This window comes from Pseudomonas sp. ICMP 3272 (assembly GCF_001466905.1).
GTDB classification, from domain to species: Bacteria; Pseudomonadota; Gammaproteobacteria; order Pseudomonadales; family Pseudomonadaceae; genus Aquipseudomonas; species Aquipseudomonas amygdali.
In genome coordinates, this window is the sequence record NZ_LKEK01000075.1 from 101,594 (window position 1) to 123,233 (window position 21,640).

Consider the following 21,640-nt stretch of genomic DNA (forward strand, 5'->3'; position numbering starts at 1 on the left):
CGCCTGGTCAGTGCGCGTTGTGGTCCCAGATCCAGTTCCACACACCGGGCAAGCTGACAGGCTCGCCCGCCTCCTTGACCGTCCTGGCCAGTGCTGCGCGCTGCAACTGCGCACTGTCGTCGTAGAACGGCTTGTCGGCGAGCCTTACGCCAGTCTGCCCGGCACTGTCGACCAGTATCTGCAGGTACTCTCGCGCATGCCGCGCGGTGTAGCGGTTCAGGTCGTGAAAGGTCACCACCACCGGAATCACCCCGTCCACTGCAGGCAGCTCTCCGGCGGCGATGCGTTCACGTACTTGCGAGAGCTGACTGACCATGTTCGAACGGCGGCGCAGGCTGAAGTTATAGCCCCAGATCTTGCCGTCATTGGCGCTCAGGTCAGTCAGTAATACATGCAGGTCATGACGCTGGTAGGCGCTGAACGTGCGTTTGTCGTAGTTCCAGAACGGCGGGCGCAACAACGTGGTCGGCACGCCGGTAATCGAGGCGATGATGGCGCAGCCTTGGGTCAGGGACTGCTCCAGCTCCTCATCGGTCAACGAACGATGATTGGTGTGGTGCGGCGTGGCGGTATGAAAGCCGAGCAAATGCCCCTCTTCATGCTGACGATGCATGATCGCCCGCCCCTGATCACTATTCCCTGCGCCTGTGGCGCCGGTCTGCACGAAGAACACGGCCTTGATGTTCGGCTGCAACGGATTGTCGGCCAGGCTGTCGAGTACGGTGATACTGGGGTTGTAAAAAGTCGACGCACTGGGGCCGTCATCAAAGCTCAGCAGGAACCGCACTGGTGGCTGCTGCCGCAACTGTTCGGCAGTTTTTGGCGTCAAAGGGACTGGCGCGCTGATGCAGGCCGACAGGCTCGCGACGATGGCCAGTGCGCAAAGGGCCTTGAGGGCTGACTTGATCAATGTACGGGATCCTGTGGCCGGGCTGCTGAAGCCGCTTGGGAAGCGCACGCATGATCATCCACAGGCGCGGCAAACACAATCACTGCGGCGCGCAGTTTATCGGTGCCGAAACAACTCATGCGATTGAAATCGGCATGGCTTACCGGCAAATGCTGGCAGTCGATGGCCTGCCGATGCAGGCTGTGATCAATATCAGGATCGTGCAGATAGACGAAATCGCTGTCGCAATCGGTGACCATCACCCAGTGCGGTGCCTTGGAGCGTGTCAGGCGATAGCTGCTGATCAGCACCAGCGGCTTGCCGCCCTCGGCCAGTACGCGAGGCAGGTTCAATGAGCGGTTGGGCAGCGTCTCTACACCGCAGGTTAGCAGCTCATGACAGAACTGCTCATGAACCAGGCGAATCACCTGTTTCTTGTTGTCGCTGCGCACGCCGCCCAGAAACAGCGGGCCTGCCACCGACACCAGCAACTTTACGGCGAAGCCCCGTCGCCGGGCAGCCAGCGCCAGCCCTTGAGGGCTGCATCCACCGTGGCCGGAGGTCATGAACACCGTGGTCGCCTCGCGCCAGATCTGCAGTTCTTCGGCGCGATCCATCAAACGCGCAGGATGTAGAGCCTTCATCGCCATCAACAGGCAGGCAGGACCACAGGTGAACTCCAGGGTCTGCTGGTAGTAAGGCACTGAACGACTGTCCAGCCGGGCATGCTCGACGATGCGCTTCTCGTAACGCAGCGCCGGGGCATGGTCCTGGTAATAGTCGTCGACCTGAGCGAAGCGCCGGTAGCCGTTGCGTTCGTACAGCCCGATAGCCGCGTGGTTATCAGGGCGCACCTCAAGGCGCAGGTAAGCGCAGTCGCGGCCCACGGCCTGCTGCTCGGCACATTGCAACAACTGCTTGCCCAGCCCCTTGCCCCGCGCCGCATCGGCAATCGCCAGCGAATACAAACGCCCCAGCGAGGTGCCCCGATGAAACAGCACCAGCGCATAGCCGGTGAGCTGTCCGGCCTGCTCGGCGACGATCAGGCTGGCATTGGCGCGGCGAATCATCCAGTGAAAGCTGCGCGCGGTCAGACGGTCGCCGTCAAAGCACTGGTTCTCCAGAAGCAGCAAGTCGTCGACATCGGTTTCAACTGCATCGCGAAATATAAAGTCCATCTGCACCGCCGTAAAAGTTGTGTAACGAAACGGGACATTTCAAAAAGCACATGCTTAATAGAAAGGACTTGTTTCCCATCGGATCGATTACACATGTCAGCGGCACAGGTGAAGATGAACGAAGTATCTGCGCAACTTGCGCTTTCAGCAACAACCAGACGTGCAGACCCCACAACGCTTTTTGCAGCACAGAGGCAACTGGTGATTATTGTCGAACGGCTTGAAGACTGGGCATCGTACTTCCCCAGCGAAAACCTGATCAGCGCCCAGGAGTATCTGGAAAAGCCGCTGAAAGCCACGGCAGGCAAGCGTGTGCAAGTCATCAATCTGTGCCGCAGCTACAAATACCTGGGCCACGGTTATTACTGTTCCCTGCTGGCCGAAGCGCGCCAGCACAATGTCATTCCCTCGGTAAAAACCATCAGCGAGTTGACCCGCAAGTCACTCTACGGCCTGGCCCTTGATGACCTGGACAAGTTGCTGGACACCGCACTCCAGGATCATCCCTATGACGACACCGAAGGGTTTACCCTGACACTTTACTTCGGCCAGACCACACTTGAGCCGTTGAAAGATCTCGCCCGTCAATTGTTTGAAGTCTTCCCCTGCCCGATCCTGATGGTGGAGTTTCGCAAGCGCGACAATTGGCACATTGCCGGTATCAAGGCCGGTGCTCTGCCGCGCCTGCGCGAGGATCAGCAGGATGAGTTCGCCATGGCGCTGGAAGGCTTCAGCCGCAACGTCTGGCGCCAGCCCAGCTCGCGGCGCATGGCCCGCTACGACCTGGCGATTCTGCATGATCCGCAGGAACAGCTGCCGCCGTCCAACCCTGAGGCGCTTGCCAATTTCATCCGCGTCGGTCAGCGCCTGGGCATCGATGTCGAGCTGATCGAAAAGAAAGACTATGCCCGACTGGCCGAGTACGACGCGCTGCTGATTCGCGAAACCACCAGCGTTGACAACCACACCTATCGCTTTGCCAAGAAAGCCGAAAGCGAGGGGCTGGTAGTCATGGATGACTCCACCTCGATCCTGCGCTGCACCAACAAGGTTTACCTGACCGACCTGCTCAAAAGCCATGATCTGGGCATGCCTCGAACGGAAATCCTCTACAAGGACCGCCCGGAAGAACTGCAGCACGTGGCCACACGCCTGGGTTTCCCGCTGGTATTGAAGATTCCCGATGGCTGTTTTTCCAGAGGCGTGATCAAAGTCAGTACGCCCGAGGAAATGCATACGGCGACAGCCCAATTGTTCGAGCATTCGGTGTTGTTGCTGGCTCAGGAGTTTTTCTACACCGAGTACGACTGGCGCATTGGCATTCTCAACCGCAAACCGATATTCGCCTGCCAGTACTTCATGTCCAAGGGGCATTGGCAGATCTACAACCACAAGGCAATCGGTGCCGAGGTCATTGGCGAATGCCGCACGCTGGCGGTGCATGAAGCGCCGCGCGCCGTGGTCGAGCTGGCACTCAAGACTGCCAATCTGATTGGTGACGGGTTATATGGCGTGGACTTGAAACAGTCAGGCGATCAAGTGGTGGTGATTGAGGTCAACGACAACCCGAACCTGGATGCCGGCATCGAAGACGCTTATCTGCAGGATGACCTGTACAGCCTGGTGCTGGAAGAGTTCGTCCGCCGCCTGGAGCTCAAACGCCTCGGCCAGGCATGGTGAGACGATGATCCAGGGCCTGAAACTCGATGACAGCCGTTTGCTTGTATGTGATCCGCAAAAAGCTCAGGTGCTGTGGTTCAGCAAACCTGATGCAGGTGAACGCAGATTATTGCTGGAGCGATTTCACCTTGATGAGCATGCCGTTGCCTCGGCACTCGACCCGGACGAAATTTCGCGCATCGAGTTTCACCCTGATGCGTTGTTCGTCATCTGGAAACGTCCCGAGAACTATTCGGGCAAGGACAGCTTCTCGTTCGACGTTTCGTCCTTTGGCGTGCTGTTGAGCCGGGACCAGCTGGTGCTGATCTGCGATGACGAGCAACCCTTGAGCGCGCTGGGGGCTCACCGCCCGTTGGACCAGCCGCTGGATATCCTTCTGGAGCTGCTGTTCAACAATATTCATCACTATCTGGGCCATTTGAAAGTCATCAAGATGGTCGCCCGGGAATTGCAGCAGAAATTCAACTCGTCACTGGAAAACCGTCATTTGCTGCAGATGTTCAACCTCAGCGAAAGTCTGGTGTATTACATCAACGCCATCCACAGCAACGGCGCGGTCCTGACGCGCCTGCGCAATCACGCACAAGGCAAGCAATACGGGGCTGCCAGCCTGGCGCTGATCGATGACATGATCATCGAGAACGACCAGTGTTACAAACAGGCCGAGATCTATTCCACGGTGTTCGCCGGGTTGATGGATGCGCGCGGCAATCTGGTCAACAACAGCACCAACACCCTGCTGCGCAAACTGACCTTGATCAATGTGGTGTTTCTACCCCTGAACCTGATTGCCGGGATCGGCGGTATGTCCGAATTCAGCATGATGACCGCCCCGCTGCACTGGTGGGTGGCTTACCCGGCACTGCTGCTGGCGATGCTCGGGATGGGGGCGGTGATGGTCTGGGGACTGCGCAAGATGGCTCGCGCGGCCTGAGCGGTTATTTCTCCCATTCAGCCTTGGCAATCTGCAAGCCGTGCTGACCGTTATACGCCGCACGTTCGGGAGACTGCCAACCCTCCAGCAACGCGGCGTCGAGGTCGTAGATTTCGACGCCCAGCGGACGGCAGACGCTTAACGGGTCCTGCGCGTCAGGCCCCCACATCGGCAGTGACAGGTCGCCGCCCGGACAGGTCGACAAGGCGCACAGCAGGTCGATTTCCGCGAAGAATTCCAGGTAATCGCCCTTTTGCGCCGGACAGGCTTTCATGAAGTACATGTCGTCATGGTTGAGGCCGGTGCACTGGAAGATATTCAACACGTCATGCACATCGAATTCGGTCAGCCCATACGGCAACACTGCGCGGGTCAGGTTCGAATGGCAGTGATGATGAAAGTCTTCGCCGGTCAGCATCTTGTTGACGTAGGGATCACAGCGCGTGCCAAGCAAATCGTGCAGGCGGCCACCATGCTCGTCGATCCCGTAGCTGGCCAGGCTGTCATCGGTGATGGTGACCAACGGCCGTAAAAACGGCAGGTTCGACCACAGCCGGTCATGGGTGCTGACATGCGCGCCCTGCAACTGACGCGTACGCGCCGCCCACAGGCGTTCGCGAGGGTCGTTGGCATTCCACACATTGAAATCGCCCACCTGCGGGCCAACCGGTGTGGTAACACGAAACACCTGACCGGCCTTGACCTTCCAGGCCCGTCCGGTGCGGATCGGCACTTCAAATTGCTCGACGAGGGTACGCTGCTGCGCATTCGTGCGGATACGCTCGTAAAAGGCCGTATCCACTTGCAGCGCCGCGCCTTTGCTGACCTGGTAAGCGGCTGGGTAGTCTTTGTACATACAGGGCTTCTCGCTGGCAGGATGAAAGTGTTCAACCAACACTGCAAATTGCGGGCCTGTCTATTGAAAATCCCGACTGCGCACATCCAGTCCAGTCAACAGCGGCGTCAGGTCATAAAGCCGCTGGGCGATCAGGTGCCGTACGCCGCTTTTTGATTCCAGCCTCCCGAACACCTGCAGCAGTTGCGAGCCCACCAGCACCTTGCGCTGACGCTCGGCCAGGTCGCGCCAGACCACCACGTTGACCATGCCGAATTCGTCTTCCAGCGTCACGAAGGTCACGCCACTGGCGGTGCCCGGTCGTTGGCGGCCGATGACCAGCCCCGCCACACTGAGTGTTCGGTCGTTTTCCAGGCTCAGCAAGTCTTGTGAGCTGCGAAAGCGTTTGGCAGCCAGTTGCCTGCGCAGCAAGGCCAGCGGGTGTGGGCCCAAGGTAGTGCCCAGCGTTGTGTAGTCGGCCACCAGGTCTTCGGCCACAGTCGGCAGTGGCAAGATCACTTGGGTTTCTTCGCTGGGCAGGTCGTCGAACAGCGGGCGCTGGGCCTCGACCCCGGCGACTTCCCAGCGCGCCCGGTGCCGATGACCAATCAGGCCACGCAAGGCCCCGGAATCCGCCAGTGCCTCGGCGGCGCGAGCGTCCAGACCGGCGCGCTGAGTCAGGTCGGTGGCATCGGCGAATGGCCGCTTCGAGCGCGCCGTTTCGATGCGCCGGGCATCATCCTCGCGAAAGCCTCGCACCATGCGCAGCCCGAGGCGAATCGCCAGATTGCGCGTGCTGTCGGGATGATCGAGCGGCTCCAGCGAACAATCCCAGTCGCTGTAGCGCACATCCACCGGTCGGATTTCAATGTGGTGGCGACGTGCGTCCTGTAACAACTGATCCGGGCTGTAAAACCCCATCGGCCAGCTGTTGATCAGCGCACAGGTGAACGCTGCCGGTTCGTGGCATTTGAGCCAGCAACTGGCGTAGGTCAGCAAGGCGAAACTGGCGGCGTGGGACTCGGGGAAACCATAACTGCCAAAACCCTTGATCTGTTCGAAAATCCGGTCGGCAAAGTCCGCTTCGTAGCCGTTTTTCAGCATGCCCGTGCGCAGCCGTTCGCGATGCGGCTCCAGCCCGCCGTGGCGTTTCCACGCAGCCATCGCGCGGCGCAACTCGTCCGCCTCGCCCGGCGTGTAGTCGGCAGCGATGATCGCAACTTCCATGACCTGCTCCTGGAACAGCGGCACGCCCAAGGTGCGCTCAAAGACGCTTTTTAGTTTAGGCGGATAAGTGACCGCCTCTTCGCCATTGCGCCGCCGCAGATACGGATGAACCATGTCGCCCTGGATCGGCCCCGGCCGGACGATGGCGACTTCGATGACCAGGTCATAGAATTTTTCCGGCCGCAGGCGCGGCAGCATGGCCATCTGCGCGCGGGACTCGATCTGAAACACACCGATGGTGTCGGCGCGGCTGATCATTTCGTAGGTTTTCCGGTCGTCGCCCGGCAGGTCTGCGAGGGTCCAGCGTTTGCCCCGGTGCAGATGCACCAGATCGAACGTGCGGCGCAAGGCGCTGAGCATGCCCAGTGCAAGGATGTCGACTTTCAACAGACCGACCAGGTCCAGATCGTCCTTGTCCCACTGGATGATGGTGCGGTCGGCCATCGCGGCGTTCTCGACCGGCACCAGTGTGTCCAGCGGGTGCTCGGAAATCACGAAGCCGCCCGGATGCTGCGACAAATGCCGGGGAAAGCCGATCAGCTCGCCGGTCAGTGCCAGCACGCGCTTGAGGATTGGCATGTCGGCATCAAAGCCGTATTCGCGCAGGCGTTCGGGCGACGGCAGCGAATCGCTCCAGCGGCTGAAGGCATCGGCCAGGGCGTTGATCTGGTCAGGCGGCAGACCCAGCACCTTGGCCACATCACGCACTGCGCCCGAGCCGTGATACGTGCTGGCCACCGCCGTCAGCGCCGCCCTGCCCCGACTATAACGCCTGAATATGTACTGAATGACTTCTTCGCGGCGGTCATGCTCGAAATCCACATCGATGTCCGGTGGCTCGTTGCGCTCTTTGGAGATGAAGCGCTCGAACAGCAGGTTGCTCTTTTCCGGGTTCAGCTCGGTGATCCCCAGCGCATAACACACTGCCGAGTTGGCCGCCGAGCCACGCCCCTGGCAAAGGATATGCTGGCTGCGGGCAAACTCGACGATGTCATGCACGGTCAGAAAGTAGCTGTCGAACTTCTTTTCCGCGATCAGAGCCAGTTCCTTCTCGACCTGCGCACGGGTAGCTGGCGTCAGCCCCTTCGGCCAGCGTTTTCGGACACCGCGCTCGGTCAGTTCACGCAGCCACGACGTGGGTGTCTGGCCTTTGGGGACCAGCTCGTGCGGGTATTCATATTTCAATTGTTTGAGATCGAACGTGCAGCGCCGGGCAATACGCACCGATTCGGCCAGCAGCCAGTCCGGGTAATGCTCGGCAAGCGCATCCAGTGGCCGTAAATGACGCTCGCCGTTGGCAAACAACAGGTGCCCTGCTTCGGCCACGGTCGTGTGATGGCGAATGGCAGTCATGGTGTCCTGCAGGGCACGCCGACCGCGCGCGTGCATGTGCACATCACCGCTGGCAACTGCCGGGATACCCAACGATTGCGCCAGCGCCAGCAAGTCGGCCAGACGCTGCTCGTCATCCGCGCCGCGATGTAACTCCACGCCGAGCCAGAGGCGCTCGGCAAAGCGCTCACGCAACCAGCGTCCATGCGCCAGACAGGCTTGCGCGTCGCCTTCGATGTCCGGCAGCCAGATGGCCAGCAACCCGTCCGGAGACGGCTCGAAATCTTCACGCAACAACCGGTACTCACCTTTCCTGGCTCTGCGGCGTGCCACCGTGATCAATTTGCACAACGCCTCATAACCTGTCTGGCTTTCCACCAGCAGCACGGCTTTCGGCCCGTTCTCGATGTGCATTTCGCTGCCGATGATCAACGGCAGGCCGGTGCTGATGGACGCCTGCCACGCACGTACGATACCGGCCAGCGTGCACTCGTCAGTGATGGCCAGCGCCTGATAGCCGTGGCGCAAGGCACGTTCGAACAGCTCACGGGCGCTTGAGGCGCCGCGCTGAAAACTGAAGTTGGACAGGCAATGCAGCTCGGCGTACTCGCTTGTCATGCGAACCAGCCATGCAGCAGCAGTTCACCCTGCTCGCCCACGCTGCGATAGGCCCAGGCGCGCTGGCCGTTGGAGGTTTCGACCAGATAGTAGTCGCGACGTACATCGCCGCCGTCCCACCACCCTGATTCGATTCGCTCGGGCCCGGCCACGATGCGCGTGGCATGAAGTGGCAGCGGCTGGGGTTCTCGCAGCAACCAGCCCGGGCGCATACAACCTTTGGCTGGCAAGACCGGTTTGCTTGTGCTGTGCGGTTGCCAGGCGCATTCAGGGCGGTGATCGGCCTGGGCGCGCAAGCCATTGACCGACTCGTCGCCCAGTCGCGCACGCAGGCGTTCGCGCAGTTGCTCCCAGGGCAGGGTCTGTTGCACGCGCTCATCGAACAACTGCCGGTGCGCCGGAACAAAATCCGGCAAATCCTGCGCCAGCAAGCGCACGGCACGTACCGGCGACGCCACCAGCACTTGCTCCAGCCTGCCGCGAGCCAGTTCGAACAGCATCGAAGCATCGCGCTCGGCACTCAGTAGCCCGACTGGCACCACAGTCTCCGGACCTTCAACGTGCTCCAGATGCAGGGAAAATCGCTGCACACCGCTGTCGCGCCCAGCCAGAAACAAAGCCAGATCGGCGATCAGCCGCTTGAGAGGAAACAACAGGGCCTGATGCGACTCGACGTCGAAATTCAGCTCGATGCGTACATCGAAGAAGTCCGGCGGTGTGTAGCACTCCAGTGCCACCGGTCGTTCGCCAAGCAATGTGTCGAGATGCTGCAGCACGCTGGCCGGAAACCGCCGCGCCAGTGTATCGCGCGGCAGGGCCAGTACCTGCCGCACATAGCGCAGCCCCATGCGTGTCAGGGCCGTGGCGGTTTCACGACTCAGACCGATGCGTTCCAGCGGCATATGCTCCAGGCTGCGGCGCAACGCCTGCGGGCAATCAATGCTCAGCCCGTCATGCATGTTGGCCAGCATCCGTGCGGCTATCGGGTTGGGCGCAACCACGATGCGATGCCGGAAACCCTGCGCAGTCAACTCTTCACGCAAGCGTGCCTCGAACACCGGCCAGGGGCCGAACAGCTTGAGACTGGACTCAATCTCCATCAGCAACACTCGAGGGTACTTGAGGCTGACATTGGAGCTGAAACCGTACGCCCAGGCCGCGAGCAGTTGCTGCAAGCGCTCGATGTCAGCCGGGTCATGCTCGACCATAGAGAAGTTCGACACCAGCGCCTGAGCGGCTGTCAGTGACTGCCCGGCTTTCAAACCCAGCGCACGCGCCGCCGGATTGACGGCTTGCAACACGCGACGTTGAGCACTGCCGCTGATCAGCGCCAGAGGCTCATCGGGATCGTTACGACGACGCATGACGCCGTCGAGCGCCAGTTGCGGCAGCAAGACACAGGCCCAGAGCATAAGAACCTCAAGCGTCGGTCGAAAATGGAATGGGGAAAGGCGGCGCAAGCCCGCCACGGCACTTGAGCACCCGCAATTGTGCGGGTCGGGTGTCGACAGCGATGCGCAGGGCCGCCGGTGACGGGTTGGCGGCGGCCTGCTGCGGGCGGCAGGCAAACGCCAGGGTCTGCCCGGTTTCGGCAGCCACCTGCAAACGTCGCAGCGCACGGTCATCGACCATGCCGGGCCAGCACACGACCGCGCCACAACTGCCGGAACGCAGGCACTGTTCGGCAGCCCACAGGGCATCGCGCGGGCCTGCCTCAATGACAACCAGCTGGCGCAGATCGACCCCGGCGGCCAGCCAGGCTTGCGGGTACGGAATGTAGGGCGGTGCAACCAGCACAATGCGCTCAGCGATCGCAGACAACCTTGCCAGGCTTGGCCACAGCAGACGCAACTCCCCACTGCCATTGGCCGGGATGAGGATTTCAGTCAGGGCGGCAGCAGGCCAGCCGCCAGTGGGCAAGGCGCTGTCCAGCAATGCATGGCCACTGGGGTGCGGGCTGACCTGCGGCGCGCTCTGCTGACGGCCTTTCCAGACCCTGCGCTCATCCAGCAAGGCGTCAAGGCTGACCACCGCGCCCATCATTCGCGCCGGACCAGCCCGCAGAACACGCCTTCGATGGCGAAGTCCTGATCAGGCGTGACAATGATCGGTTCGTAGGCCGGGTTGCGCGGCAACAGGCGCACCTGATCGGCACTGCGTTGCAGGCGCTTGATGGTGACTTCGCCGTCCAGGCGGGCAACGACGATCTGCCCGTCACTGGCCTGCGGGTTACGGTGCACGCCGACCAGATCGCCATCGAGAATACCGTCTTCGATCATCGAGTCGCCCTGCACGCGCAGCAGGTAGTCCGGCACACGGGTAAACGTGCTGCGGTCCAGATGCAGTGTGGTGTGAATATCGAGGTCCGGCCCGATAGGTGCGCCCGCAGCTACGCGCCCCAATACCGGAAGTTCGAGCAACTCGGGCCGTGGCTCACTGTTGAGCAGCCGAATACCACGGGCCTGATGCGCTACGACCTCGATCAGCCCGGCTTCGGTGAGGGCCACAATGTGTTTGCGCGCCACGCTGCGTGAAGCAAAACCGAAAGCCTCGGAAATTTCCGCCAGGCTCGGCGATTGCCCTTGCTGCGCGATGCGATCGCGGATGAAGGTAAGGATTGCGCTGCGACGGGGAGATAATGTGCTCATGGAGTACATTTGTACTCCACTGGTGATTTTGTGACTAGTACGGTTTGTCGGATTGACGCCGCACGCTCTCGCGCTTCGTAGACGTCGATTATTCGGATTTTCAAAACAGTGAAATAAGAAACACCCGGTTTATTGCGCCAGCCAAAGCGTAGAGACTTGACGGCTCTTTCAACGATCAGGAGAGTTCATTGTGATTACTCGCCAACTGGGTCACCACGGTCCGCAGGTTTCTGCCATCGGACTGGGCTGCATGGGAATGTCGGACTTCTACACCACCGGCATCGACGAAAAGGAATCCATCGCCACCTTGCACCGCGCGCTGGAACTGGGTATCACTTTTTTTGATACCGCTGACATGTATGGCCCGCATACCAACGAGACGTTGCTCGGCCGGGCTCTCGAAGGCAAGCGTGAAGGTATTTACCTGGCCAGCAAGTTCGGCATCGTGCGTGGCGATGACCCGCATGCGCGTGGCGTGAATGGCAGCCCGGCGTACATTCACCAGTCCATCGATGCCAGCCTGAAACGGCTGAATACCGATTATCTTGATCTCTACTATCAGCACCGTGTCGACCCCAATGTGCCCATCGAGGACACCATCGGTGCCATGGCCGAGCTGGTCAAGGCTGGGAAGGTTCGCCATATAGGTATCTGCGAAGCCAGCGCAGCGACCATCGAAAGAGCCCACAACGTGCATCCGCTGGCGGCCGTGCAAAGTGAATATTCGTTATGGTCTCGCGATCCGGAGCACGACAATGTGCTCGCCACTTGCCGTCGCCTGGGTATTGCTTTCGTGGCTTACAGCCCGCTGGGCCGTGGCTTTCTGACTGGCGCCTTGCGCACGCCGGACGATTTCGCTGCCGATGACTATCGTCGTTTCAGCCCGCGCTTTCAGGGCGAAAATTTCAAACGCAATCTGGCACTGGTAGAAAAGGTCAAGGCACTGGCTGCGGCCAAAGGCGTCAGCGCGTCGCAACTGGCGCTGGCCTGGGTACTTGCTCAAGGCGACGACATCATTCCGATCCCGGGCACCAAACAGCGCAAGTACCTGGAAAGCAACGTGGCAGCGGCTTCATTGACGCTGAGTACCGATGAGCTGGCTCAACTGGATGCGATCTTCCCGGCGCAAGGGGCCGTGTCGGGCGAGCGTTACAGCCCGGAGTCGATGAAGTCGCTCAACGGCTGAAAACGTTTGTGGTTCGAGATCAGGTCGCCTCAGGGCAGGTCTCGGTGCCGTTGTTGAGGCCCTGTTTTTGATTCTTGTAATCGAGCGTGGCCTTGCCATCGACCCATTTCAGGGTGACGACAATCACTGAGTCGAAATCATCGTTCGTCCAGTCATCCAGCAGGTTAGTGCTCTTGCCGGACGCTTCTTCAGCAACCTTGTTGATCAGCTCCGGCAGGTAGCCATGCGACCAGGCGGTGTAGATAACTGCGTTGTGGTACTTGTCCCGCATCAGCTCATCGGCCAGGTCTGCGGTGTCGTTGGCACCAAAGTCGAGGTTGACGGGCAGACCCAGTTTGATTGCGCTGGGCCCTACCGTCATCAGCGGACGCACGTAGCTGTAGGACAGGTCGCCCTCACCCTCTTCCACATGCCGGCTGGGGTTGGCGGCGAAGATGAAGTCAGCCTTGCCGAATTCCCTGGGCAGGACCTCCGACAGTTCGATGGCCCGGTTGAGCCCTTGGCAGTTCAGTTGCCCCAGCCCCATGGCCGGTTTTTCGGCATGACGAAGAAATACCAGTGTCTGCGTGCCGTTCTTGGGCTCGGCATGAACCCCCTTGCCCATGGTGAACAGGGCCAGGGCAGAAGCCACCAGCAATGATGGGAAGAAGCACCATGCGATGCGGCGCTGGAGTCGGGTGATCGAAGGCATTTTCGGCATATTCATTATTTTCTGAGTCCGGTGCGCATTTGAAAGGGATCAGCCATCTGGCTGGTGCGAATACGCAGGCTTATGCAGCTCGCCCCAAGAATTTCTGCGGATCAGTCGAACAAGGGCGCAGTGGGCGCACACTCATGGATCACGCGCGAATCTTAGTGCTCACATGTTTCGAAATTAAGAATGTGGACGATTAGGAGTGTCAAAAAACGATTCTGTTGCAAACCTGGCGAAAAAAATCACCCGAAAAGCAGAAAAACTGTCAGAAAATCGTCGAAAAACAGGCCGTGAGCCTTACTGTTTACCAGGCAACAACAGTTCAACACCTTGCTGCCAGATCAACATCACTCACACTGGAAAATTGCCCTGATACCTTGCTGTTCAAGCACCCGGACCCTTGGCACAGAGCATGCAATATTCCATTTGTGAATTTCATGCTCTCTGGACTGCTGTTTTTGAAATATGCAAACCAGTCTTGCAGCCCTTGTCTCCCCGATCTGGACGCTCACTATGCCACAACCCCCTATTTCTTTTTGGTTGCAAACGCCGCGAGCCCTGATTCGCTGGATGCTAACGACCTGCACATTGGCGATTAGCCTGCAGGGAATAGCACAGGCCGCTGAAACCGCGCCTGCCGAAGTCCGCCTGGATTACGCCTATTATTCGCCGGTCAGCCTGGCGCTCAAGCATTTTGGCTGGCTGGAGAAAGCCCTGCCGGAGGCGAAAGTCACCTGGGTGTTGAGCCAGGGCAGCAACCGCTCGCTGGAATACCTGAACAGTGGCAGCGTCGACTTTGCTTCGTCGGCCAGCCTGTCTGCGGTGCTGGCCCGGGCCAACGGCAGCCCGATCAAATCGGTGTATGTCTACAGCCGGGCAGAATGGACGGCTCTGGTGGTGCGCAAGGATTCTCCCCTGCAATCGGTTGCCGAACTCAAAGGCAAGAAAATCGCCGCCACCAAGGGCACTGATCCTTACCTGTTCACCTTGCGCGCGCTGCAGAAGGCCGGGCTGAAAAAGGATGATGTCGAGTTGCTGCACCTGCAGCATCCCGATGGACGCACCGCCCTCGAAAAAGGCGACGTAGATGCCTGGGCAGGGCTTGACCCGCACATGGCGGCCAGTGAAATACAGTCCGGCTCGCGCCTGCTTTACCGCAACAAGGACTTCAACAGCTATGGCGTACTGAGCGTCACGGAAACCTACGCCAAGGAGCATCCACAGGCGATCAGAACAGTATTGAGCGCTTATGAGCAGGCTCGGGAATGGGCAGTAAAAAATCCTGATGAGCTGGCCAGGCTGCTGGCGACCGAGTCAGGCCTGCCGCTGGAAGTCGCCAGGTTGCAATTGACCCGTACAGACCTGAGCAACCCGCAACTGAGCGAAAAAGATGTAAAAGCATCCAAGTCTGCAGCACCGATTCTGGTGTCCGAGGACCTGGTGCGCAAAGGCGTGAACGTCGAACAAGTGATCGATCAGTTGATCACGCCAGAGTTTTCCAAAGCCGTGATCGCAACGCCATGACCAGCCCAGACAAGTCCCTGCCTGCCTGTGCGCAGGCGGCCTTGCCTGACAAGGCGCAGCGCACGTTTTGGCAGCGCTACAAAACGCCGCTCAAAGGCCTGGTAGTCCCCGCTGTAATCATTGTTTTGCTGGAAATTATCGTGCGCATCGGCTGGCTGCCCTCCTACCAGATGCCAGCACCCAGCGAGATCGTGCTGACACTGCGCGATCTGGCCGATGGTGCGTTGTGGAAACACATCAGTGCCAGCCTGTTGCGTGTGCTCAGCGGCTTTGTGATCGGCGCAAGCCTGGCCTTGGTATTTGCCGCGTGGGTGGGGCTCAGTCGTGAGGCGGAGGCGTATCTGGAGCCGACGTTCGCCGGGCTCCGTTCCATCCCGAGCCTGGCCTGGGTGCCGCTTCTGTTGCTGTGGCTGGGCATTGGCGAGACATCCAAGATTGTGCTGATTGCCATCGGTGCGTTTTTTCCGGTCTACCTCAACGGCGTGGCCGCAATTCGGGGCATTGACCGAAAGCTGGTGGAAGTCGGCCAGATGTATGGCTTCAGCCGCTATCGCCTGACCCGGCGTATTCTTCTGCCCGCCGCCCTGCCCGGCCTGTTCACCGGTTTGCGCAGCGGCATGAGCCTGTCATGGATGTTTCTGGTAGCCGCCGAGCTGATCGCGGCCACCAAAGGCCTGGGCTACCTGCTCAGTGACGGACGCGAAACCTCGCGCCCGGACATCGTGCTGGCGGCCATCATCGTTCTGGCGACACTGGGCAAGTTGAGCGACGGCCTGTTGGCAGGCCTGGAAAAACGCTTTCTGGCCTGGCGGGACACATTCACCGGTCAAAGCCGCGAGGGTCGATAGATGCCGGAATCGTTGATGAACATACGCGTAGACCGCAAGGCATTCGCTGGCAATACCGTACTGCAGGATATCGATCTGTCATTACAGTCAGGTGAGATCGTCAGCCTGCTGGGGCCAAGCGGTTGCGGTAAAAGCACGCTGCTCAGAATTGTCGCCGGGCTGGAGCAGGACTTTCGTGGATCGGTGGACAACATTGAGGGAGAAGTCGCGTTTGTGTTTCAGGAACCGCGCCTGATGCACTGGCTGACCGTCGAACAGAATATCGGCTTCAGTGACGATGCCGGCTACGACCGCAGATGGGTCGGTCAATTGATCGAAGAAGTGGGCCTGTCCGGTTTCGCCGATGCCTTGCCAAAAGCATTGTCCGGAGGCATGGCGCAACGCGTGGCCATTGCTCGCGGTCTGTACTCGCACCCTACGGTATTGCTGCTGGATGAGCCTTTCAGCGCGGTGGACGCGTTTACCCGAATGAAGCTTCAGGACCTGCTGCTGCAATTGGCCGAGCGTCACGCTATCACCCTGTTGCTGGTGACTCACGATGTCGACGAGGCGTTGTACCTGAGCGACCGGGTATTAGTGATGGGCAGCCGCCCCGGCACGATCACCCAGCAACTGCCGGTCGGGCTGCAAGCACCAAGGGATCGTCGCGATCCGTTACTGGCTCGACTGAAAGCTCAGGCACTGACCGAGCTGCATCAGGCGCATATCATTTGACGTCGGTCGCCTCGCAGCCTTACTTGTCGGCCTTGAACTCTTTCCAGAGTCCCTGGCGCAACGCCTCGATATTAACGGGGACCTGAGACATCACGAACAAGCGGCTCAGCATGTCGGCGTCTGGATAGACAGTGGTATCCGTCCACAGGCCGGGATTGATCAGGGCGTCGGCCTTTTCGTTACCGTTGGCGTAATGAACCGTATTGGTAATGTTGGCGATCACTTCCGGGCGCAGCAGGTAGTTCATGAACGCGTAGGCACCTTTGACATCAGGGGCATCAGCCGGGATGGCGATCATGTCAAACCACATTGGCGCGCCCTCCTTTGGAACCACATAGCTGATGGTGATGTTGTTGCCCGCTTTTTGGGCCTGCTCCTGCGCCAGGGAAATATCCCCTGAGTAGCCTACTGCCACACAGATCTTGCCCGTAGCGAGATCGCCAATATAGTCGGCTGAACTGAAATTGCGCACATACGGCCGTACCTCATCCAGCAGCGCCTTGGCCTTTTTGTAGTCGTCCGGCACCTCGCTGTGCGGTGGCAGGCCGAGGTAGTTCAGAGCGATAGGGATCAGCGCCGGTGCGCTGTCCAGAAAAGCGACACCACACTGGGCGAGCTTTTTCATGTTTTCCGGCTTGAGCACCAGATCCCATGAGTCAAGCGGAGTGTCCTTGCCAAGAATGGCCTTGACCTTCGCCATGTCATAGCCAATCCCGGTGCTGCCCCACAGGTAGGGAAACCCATGCTGGTTGCCCGGATCACTGCCCTCAAGTGCCTTGAGCAGAACCGGGTTGAGGTTTTTCCAGTTGGGGAGCTGCCGTTTGTCGAGGGTCTTGAGCAAGCCGCTTTCAATCTGTCGACCCATGAAATGAATGGACGGAAAGACCAGGTCGTACCCGGAATGGCCAGCAATCAGCTTTGTGTTCAGCGTCTCGTTGGTTTCGAAAGTCTCGTAAGAGGTCTTGAAACCGGTGGCCGCTTCAAAATTTTTCAGAGTGTCCGGGGCGATATAATCCGTCCAGTTGTAGATATTGACCGTCTCCGCCGCATGGCTGGTCGAGGCCAGCAACATCAGTGCAGCAAGGGATTTTCTCAGCATTTTCAGCTCCTCGGGTCAATAACGATAGCTTGCCCCAGACCGGGCATGAAAACCACCTTCGTCAAGCAAGTTCAGTTCACTACGGGGCCTTCTCCGGGGTGAATGACAAATGCATGGAACGTGCCCATTGATACCTTGCGATGATGACAGCCATATAATTGATTTTTTTGTGCTGCGTCATAAAAAATTTTTCCAGAACGGTGCTGGCAAATGCTATTTTCAGTACTCGTCAGACCGCTCAGCGATCCTGCTGGAAAGCAACCCGACCGACCGATAGTCCGCTGCGCTGATTATCTTCTCGTCATCATGCTTTACCGGACGAATTCTGGCTGTCTGCCTACCCATTGGAGCAAGGGAAATGCTCGATTGATTAAGGTGGGCCATTGTCATGAACAAAGTCACATTCCCCAATGCGTGCCAACTGATGCGCTGGCACTTCCATCCGGTAGGCTTTGAAGCCTCGATGGATGCTCCCGGCAGCATGATTGCACGACTTTTCGACCGCGCCAGCGGTGAGACAGTAGTCGCCATCGCCGGCCTGCCGTGTTCCACGGTGATGAATGCCGCAGATGTAGAGCGCATCATCGAAGCCATCGAGGATGAGCTGGAATTGTTCGGCACTCATACGCAGCAACAGGTCGCCGGTTTTTCCTGAGATGACAGCCTCAGCCTGTTCGGACTTTACCGCGCAAGTCTTCGAAGAAAGGCTTGTCCTGGGCAATTCTGTCTGAAGCTTTAGGCATCTGGGCGTTCTCCCCGCCGCCGGTGCCTTGATCGATATACCAATAGCAATGCCGCGCCGCACGAGTAATGGCGACATAAGCCAGGCGCAAGACTTCATCCTTCTGCGCTGTATCAAAGGGCTGAAGATCGCTCGCATCACCCAGCCCTGCCAAACGGTAAACCTGATTCTTGTAAGGCGAGACAGTCAGATGCTGGCAGTCACCCAACAAAAACACGGCATCCGCCTGCAAGCCTTTGGAACTGTGGTACGTCAACGTCCTGATGCGACGACCTTGCGCGCCCATCGCCGCGTCAGCATCGATCAATGCCTGCAAACGCTCCGAGAACCGGCTTTTCTCGCTGCCTTTGCGGTACAGCAGCAGAATCGAGTCACCGTCGTTGTAGTGCTCGGCTACACGCTCGGCCAGTTCGTCTTCGTCACGATCCAGCACCTTGACCGGCAGCAACTCTTGCGGCATGCCGCTGGCACGAGCCTTCTTGCCCGCAATCGCCGGAGCAGCCCGGACAATATGCTCGGCGGCATCGATAATGTGCTGATGGCTGCGGAAGTTGTCACTGAGCATGACTCTGGTGGTCGCCGGTGACGAAAACTCCCTGGCGAACTCCATGAAATACTTGGGTGAGCTGCCGCGCCAGCCGTAGATCGATTGCCAGTCATCGCCGACACACAGCAGTGATGAATGCTGAGCGATCCGGCCTGTATGCAGAGCGGGACCACGACGCCGAATTTCGCGCAGGCTGGCGCGTATCCATGAGACGATCTGCGGCGACACATCCTGGAACTCGTCGATCATCAAATGCGACAGCGGTCTGAGCATCTGGTCGCTGACGTGTTTGAGGTTTTCCGGCGATGTTTCACCGAACAACGCAAACATCCGGTTATAGGTCATGATCGGAGGCGACTGAGCCAGCAGGTGCGTTTCGAAAGCTTTCCAGAAAAGACTCAGCGCTTCGAAGAAGAAACGATCCGGGTCGTCGCTGGCAAAGCTCATCTCGGACACGGCATTGGGTACGTCCAGCCCGAGGTTCTCGATGAAGCTGGCGGCGGTGACAAAACAGTCCAGTAGCGGCGCAGCACCGAGCTCACCCTTCACCCGATAGTCGAATCCGGGCCCGGCAACTGCGTCGCCCGCCAATGACTGCAATAGCTTGCTGGCAGACTGATAGTTATCCAGCCAGATCAAAGGCTTACTGCAGAAAGCTTGAAACAGGGTGCGCTTTATGACCCCCTCGGCCCACACTGGCAATTTGGCACCCGGCCGCTTGAGTTGCTGGTCTTCACTGGCGTCCAGGCCCAGCACAACCCAGGCATCCAGCTCGGCAATATAGCCGTGAAAACAAAAGGAAAATCCATTTATTTCAACAGCTTGGCGCATAGGCTCAATGCCCTTTATAGGCCATGCTCCTGCGCGAATCCACAAGTCCTCGACGGTGTCACACCACTCCTCATCCCGTTTCGAGGATAGCTCGGTCACCGCGACACGCTTCTGTACGTCAGGATGGTCGCGATCCAGTTCCTTGAGCTGCAAGGCATGGCGATACAGCGGCGCCATGACTTCGCGGAAACGCTCATTGCCGGCGTACAGGTCGCGGTAGCAGAGATTGAGTTGCTGACGCTGCGCGTCGTTGATCCGCAGGTCGAAAGGATTGCTGTCCGCCTCTTCCAGGCCGGATGACTGGCTGCTCAGGTTCTCGAACGCCCTGAGCTGCTCAAAACCCGGCAGGCTGCGCACCAGCGGCAGAATACGCGAATGAAAGGTGCGAACCAGGTCACGAGCCTGTTTCTGCCCCGTCACATGCCCCCACAAGGCCATCACTTCGATCAGCTTGCCGATGAAGTCCTTGCGCGACTCACGGGTGAAGGTCACGACTGTCATCGCGTTCAGTTCAAAGCCCAGGTAGTGATGCAACAGCAGAATGCGCAGCACCAGCGATGTGGATTTGCCTGCGCCCGCCCCGGCAATGACGTAGGTAGACGGCGTATCGCTGAAAATCATCTTCCACTGCGCCGTGCTGGGCTGAGCATGCGCAGGGAGCTTTTCGGCGACATCGGCCTTGATACGCTTTTTCAGTTCAGGCGTGAGCGCCAGCCGCCAGTCGTCGAACAGATGGTCGTCAACTCTGGGGCCGCGATGTCGGACAGGTCGGGTATCGTTGATGACCAGCACCTGACGCCCTGCTTCCTCACCATCCAGGTAGCCATCGGCATAACCCTCGCGCACGCCCTCTATGTGCCCATTCAGATAGCCGTCGGCATGGCCCTGGAACCACGACGGCGTGTGCTGCGAGCCCAACGCTGTAAGGCCGCGGCCCATCAAGCGCGATAACAGACGCCTGAAAAACGGCAGTTGCCGAGGCGGCATGAGATCGACATCCAGGTCATGAGGAAGCGCAGAAGGAAGGTCGTCAGGCACGCAGACTCCGGTGGATGGCTTGCAGGCAAAAAGGTCGTCTATGGTGGCCGGATTTGCGCGCAGGTTCCAGCGAAATGCTTGTCTGTCAGTGCGTTAGCCGATCAACTGCATGTTCCGTCGCAGGTGCCATCAGACTGGCATGACCGATTTTGGTACCAGCGCACCCGGGTGTTGAATCACCACACTGGCCAGACGATGACCTGCTTCGGCAGCCTGTCGCGGGTGTTCCCCCATGAGCCGGGCGGCCAGATAGGCAGCGCTGAACGAGTCCCCTGCTGCCGTGGTATCGACGACACGCTCGACCTTTTGCGACGCAATGTCGAAACGCTCGCCGCCGGCTTCCACAAGACAACTTTGCGCGCCGCGCTTGACGACGATCTCACCGATGCCACGACCCCGATAGGCCGCCAGCAATTGCTCACTGTCGGCATAACCATAGAGCGCCTGCTCATCGTCTTCGGTGAGCAACGCCAGATCCACATGCTGCAGACATGCCTGATAGGCCTCGCGGGCCTGCTCCAAGCTGGCCCACAGCCGAGGCCGATAGTTATTGTCGAAGGCAACCCTGACCCCACGTTGACGAGCACGGCCCAGCGCTTCCAGCAATCGGGCGCGGCCCTGCTCGCCAAGTACCGCCAGGGTAATACCGCTGAAATACAGCACGTCGTAGCTGGCCAGCGCCGCGAGAATCGGCTCGGCCGCAGGCGTCATGAAACAGTCCCGCACGGCGGCTTCGTTGCGCCAGTAGAGAAAACGGCGCTCGCCATTGGCGTCGGTCTGGATGCAGTAGAGCCCGGGCAAACGCCCCGGCAGGCGCTGCACCTTGCCCAGACCAATGCCCTCATCGGCCCAGATCCGGCACATGGCATCGCTGAAGCTGTCATCACCCAGCGCCGTGACGTAATCCACCTTGGCCCGCTCACCCAACAGCCGGGCAAGGTAAACCGCCGTATTGAGCGTGTCGCCGCCGAAGCTCTGACGCAGGCTGCCGTCGGCATGCTGCTGTAACTCGATCATGCATTCGCCGATCAGGGCGACCCGTGGAAGGCTCATGAGACGATTACTCCTGCCAATAC

At 59.4% G+C, this 21,640-nt stretch carries 19 protein-coding genes; 8 read left to right on the top strand and 11 right to left on the bottom strand.

Annotation, left to right across the window (positions count from 1 at the left end; all coding sequences use genetic code 11):
- Nucleotides 1–7: 7 nt before the first annotated feature.
- Nucleotides 8–910 (bottom strand): polysaccharide deacetylase family protein, encoded by a 903-nt coding sequence (locus tag AO068_RS21095; RefSeq protein WP_080394722.1) that lies wholly within the window; start codon nt 908–910, stop codon nt 8–10.
- Nucleotides 907–2,067 (bottom strand): GNAT family N-acetyltransferase/peptidase C39 family protein, encoded by a 1,161-nt coding sequence (locus tag AO068_RS21100; protein ID WP_058409350.1) that lies wholly within the window; start codon nt 2,065–2,067, stop codon nt 907–909. Before AO068_RS21100 ends, AO068_RS21095 begins: the two co-directional genes overlap by 4 nt.
- Before the next feature lie 93 nt (nt 2,068–2,160).
- On the opposite strand from AO068_RS21100, the gene AO068_RS21105 reads away from it, so the two are divergent.
- Together AO068_RS21105 and AO068_RS21110 are read left to right on the top strand one after the other, a co-directional pair.
- Entirely contained in the window at nt 2,161–3,747 is a 1,587-nt protein-coding gene (locus AO068_RS21105) for a RimK family protein (RefSeq protein ID WP_058409351.1), read from the top strand.
- 4 nt (nt 3,748–3,751) lie between these two features.
- Nucleotides 3,752–4,681 (top strand): magnesium transporter CorA family protein, encoded by a 930-nt coding sequence (locus AO068_RS21110; protein ID WP_057401348.1) that lies wholly within the window; start codon nt 3,752–3,754, stop codon nt 4,679–4,681.
- 4 nt (nt 4,682–4,685) lie between these two features.
- Here AO068_RS21110 and AO068_RS21115 read toward each other — a convergent pair whose 3' ends face one another.
- The 5 genes from AO068_RS21115 to lexA are packed head-to-tail and all read right to left on the bottom strand — an operon-like array spanning nt 4,686 to nt 11,350.
- Complete coding sequence (locus AO068_RS21115) at nt 4,686–5,537, bottom strand: urea carboxylase-associated family protein (RefSeq protein ID WP_057401349.1); 852 nt, start codon at nt 5,535–5,537, stop codon at nt 4,686–4,688.
- A gap of 60 nt (nt 5,538–5,597) precedes the next feature.
- Complete coding sequence (locus tag AO068_RS21120; protein ID WP_058409352.1) at nt 5,598–8,693, bottom strand: error-prone DNA polymerase; 3,096 nt, start codon at nt 8,691–8,693, stop codon at nt 5,598–5,600.
- Nucleotides 8,690–10,105, bottom strand: a complete 1,416-nt coding sequence (locus AO068_RS21125; protein WP_058409353.1) for a Y-family DNA polymerase — start codon at nt 10,103–10,105, stop codon at nt 8,690–8,692. The genes AO068_RS21120 and AO068_RS21125 overlap by 4 nt, the downstream gene beginning before the upstream one ends.
- A gap of 7 nt (nt 10,106–10,112) precedes the next feature.
- Complete coding sequence (gene imuA / locus AO068_RS21130) at nt 10,113–10,733, bottom strand: translesion DNA synthesis-associated protein ImuA (protein WP_057401352.1); 621 nt, start codon at nt 10,731–10,733, stop codon at nt 10,113–10,115.
- Nucleotides 10,733–11,350, bottom strand: coding sequence for a transcriptional repressor LexA (gene lexA, locus AO068_RS21135; protein ID WP_057401353.1), 618 nt, complete (start codon nt 11,348–11,350; stop codon nt 10,733–10,735). The genes imuA and lexA overlap by 1 nt, the downstream gene beginning before the upstream one ends.
- A 181-nt stretch (nt 11,351–11,531) precedes the next feature.
- Between lexA and AO068_RS21140 the strand changes: the two genes are divergently transcribed.
- The gene (locus tag AO068_RS21140; RefSeq protein WP_058401512.1) at nt 11,532–12,527 is read left to right on the top strand and encodes an aldo/keto reductase; all 996 of its coding nucleotides are present in this window, start codon (nt 11,532–11,534) and stop codon (nt 12,525–12,527) included.
- A gap of 19 nt (nt 12,528–12,546) precedes the next feature.
- Here AO068_RS21140 and AO068_RS21145 read toward each other — a convergent pair whose 3' ends face one another.
- Nucleotides 12,547–13,233: a hypothetical protein gene (locus AO068_RS21145; protein WP_011168719.1), complete on the bottom strand. Its 687-nt coding sequence runs from the start codon at nt 13,231–13,233 to the stop codon at nt 12,547–12,549.
- Nucleotides 13,234–13,442: 209 nt separating this feature from the next.
- Here AO068_RS21145 and AO068_RS28955 point away from each other — a divergent pair, with 209 nt between their 5' ends.
- The 4 genes from AO068_RS28955 to AO068_RS21160 are packed head-to-tail and all read left to right on the top strand — an operon-like array spanning nt 13,443 to nt 16,307.
- Entirely contained in the window at nt 13,443–13,820 is a 378-nt protein-coding gene (locus tag AO068_RS28955) for a hypothetical protein (protein WP_162492556.1), read from the top strand.
- Nucleotides 13,735–14,745: an aliphatic sulfonate ABC transporter substrate-binding protein gene (locus tag AO068_RS21150; protein WP_058409354.1), complete on the top strand. Its 1,011-nt coding sequence runs from the start codon at nt 13,735–13,737 to the stop codon at nt 14,743–14,745. The genes AO068_RS28955 and AO068_RS21150 overlap by 86 nt, the downstream gene beginning before the upstream one ends.
- The gene (locus AO068_RS21155; RefSeq protein ID WP_058409355.1) at nt 14,742–15,593 is read left to right on the top strand and encodes an ABC transporter permease; all 852 of its coding nucleotides are present in this window, start codon (nt 14,742–14,744) and stop codon (nt 15,591–15,593) included. Before AO068_RS21150 ends, AO068_RS21155 begins: the two co-directional genes overlap by 4 nt.
- The gene (locus AO068_RS21160; RefSeq protein WP_058409356.1) at nt 15,594–16,307 is read left to right on the top strand and encodes an ABC transporter ATP-binding protein; all 714 of its coding nucleotides are present in this window, start codon (nt 15,594–15,596) and stop codon (nt 16,305–16,307) included.
- Between the two features lie 19 nt (nt 16,308–16,326).
- On the opposite strand, the gene AO068_RS21165 is transcribed toward AO068_RS21160, so the two are convergent.
- A complete protein-coding gene (locus AO068_RS21165) occupies nt 16,327–17,406 on the bottom strand; it encodes a polyamine ABC transporter substrate-binding protein (protein WP_058401508.1) in 1,080 nt (359 codons plus the stop codon).
- A gap of 388 nt (nt 17,407–17,794) precedes the next feature.
- On the opposite strand from AO068_RS21165, the gene AO068_RS21170 reads away from it, so the two are divergent.
- Nucleotides 17,795–18,061 (top strand): DUF1652 domain-containing protein, encoded by a 267-nt coding sequence (locus AO068_RS21170; protein ID WP_002553708.1) that lies wholly within the window; start codon nt 17,795–17,797, stop codon nt 18,059–18,061.
- 10 nt (nt 18,062–18,071) lie between these two features.
- Here AO068_RS21170 and AO068_RS21175 read toward each other — a convergent pair whose 3' ends face one another.
- The gene (locus AO068_RS21175) at nt 18,072–20,564 is read right to left on the bottom strand and encodes a UvrD-helicase domain-containing protein (protein WP_058409357.1); all 2,493 of its coding nucleotides are present in this window, start codon (nt 20,562–20,564) and stop codon (nt 18,072–18,074) included.
- Between the two features lie 129 nt (nt 20,565–20,693).
- Nucleotides 20,694–21,617, bottom strand: coding sequence for a sugar kinase (locus AO068_RS21180; RefSeq protein WP_058409358.1), 924 nt, complete (start codon nt 21,615–21,617; stop codon nt 20,694–20,696).
- Between the last annotated feature and the right edge of the window lie 23 nt (nt 21,618–21,640).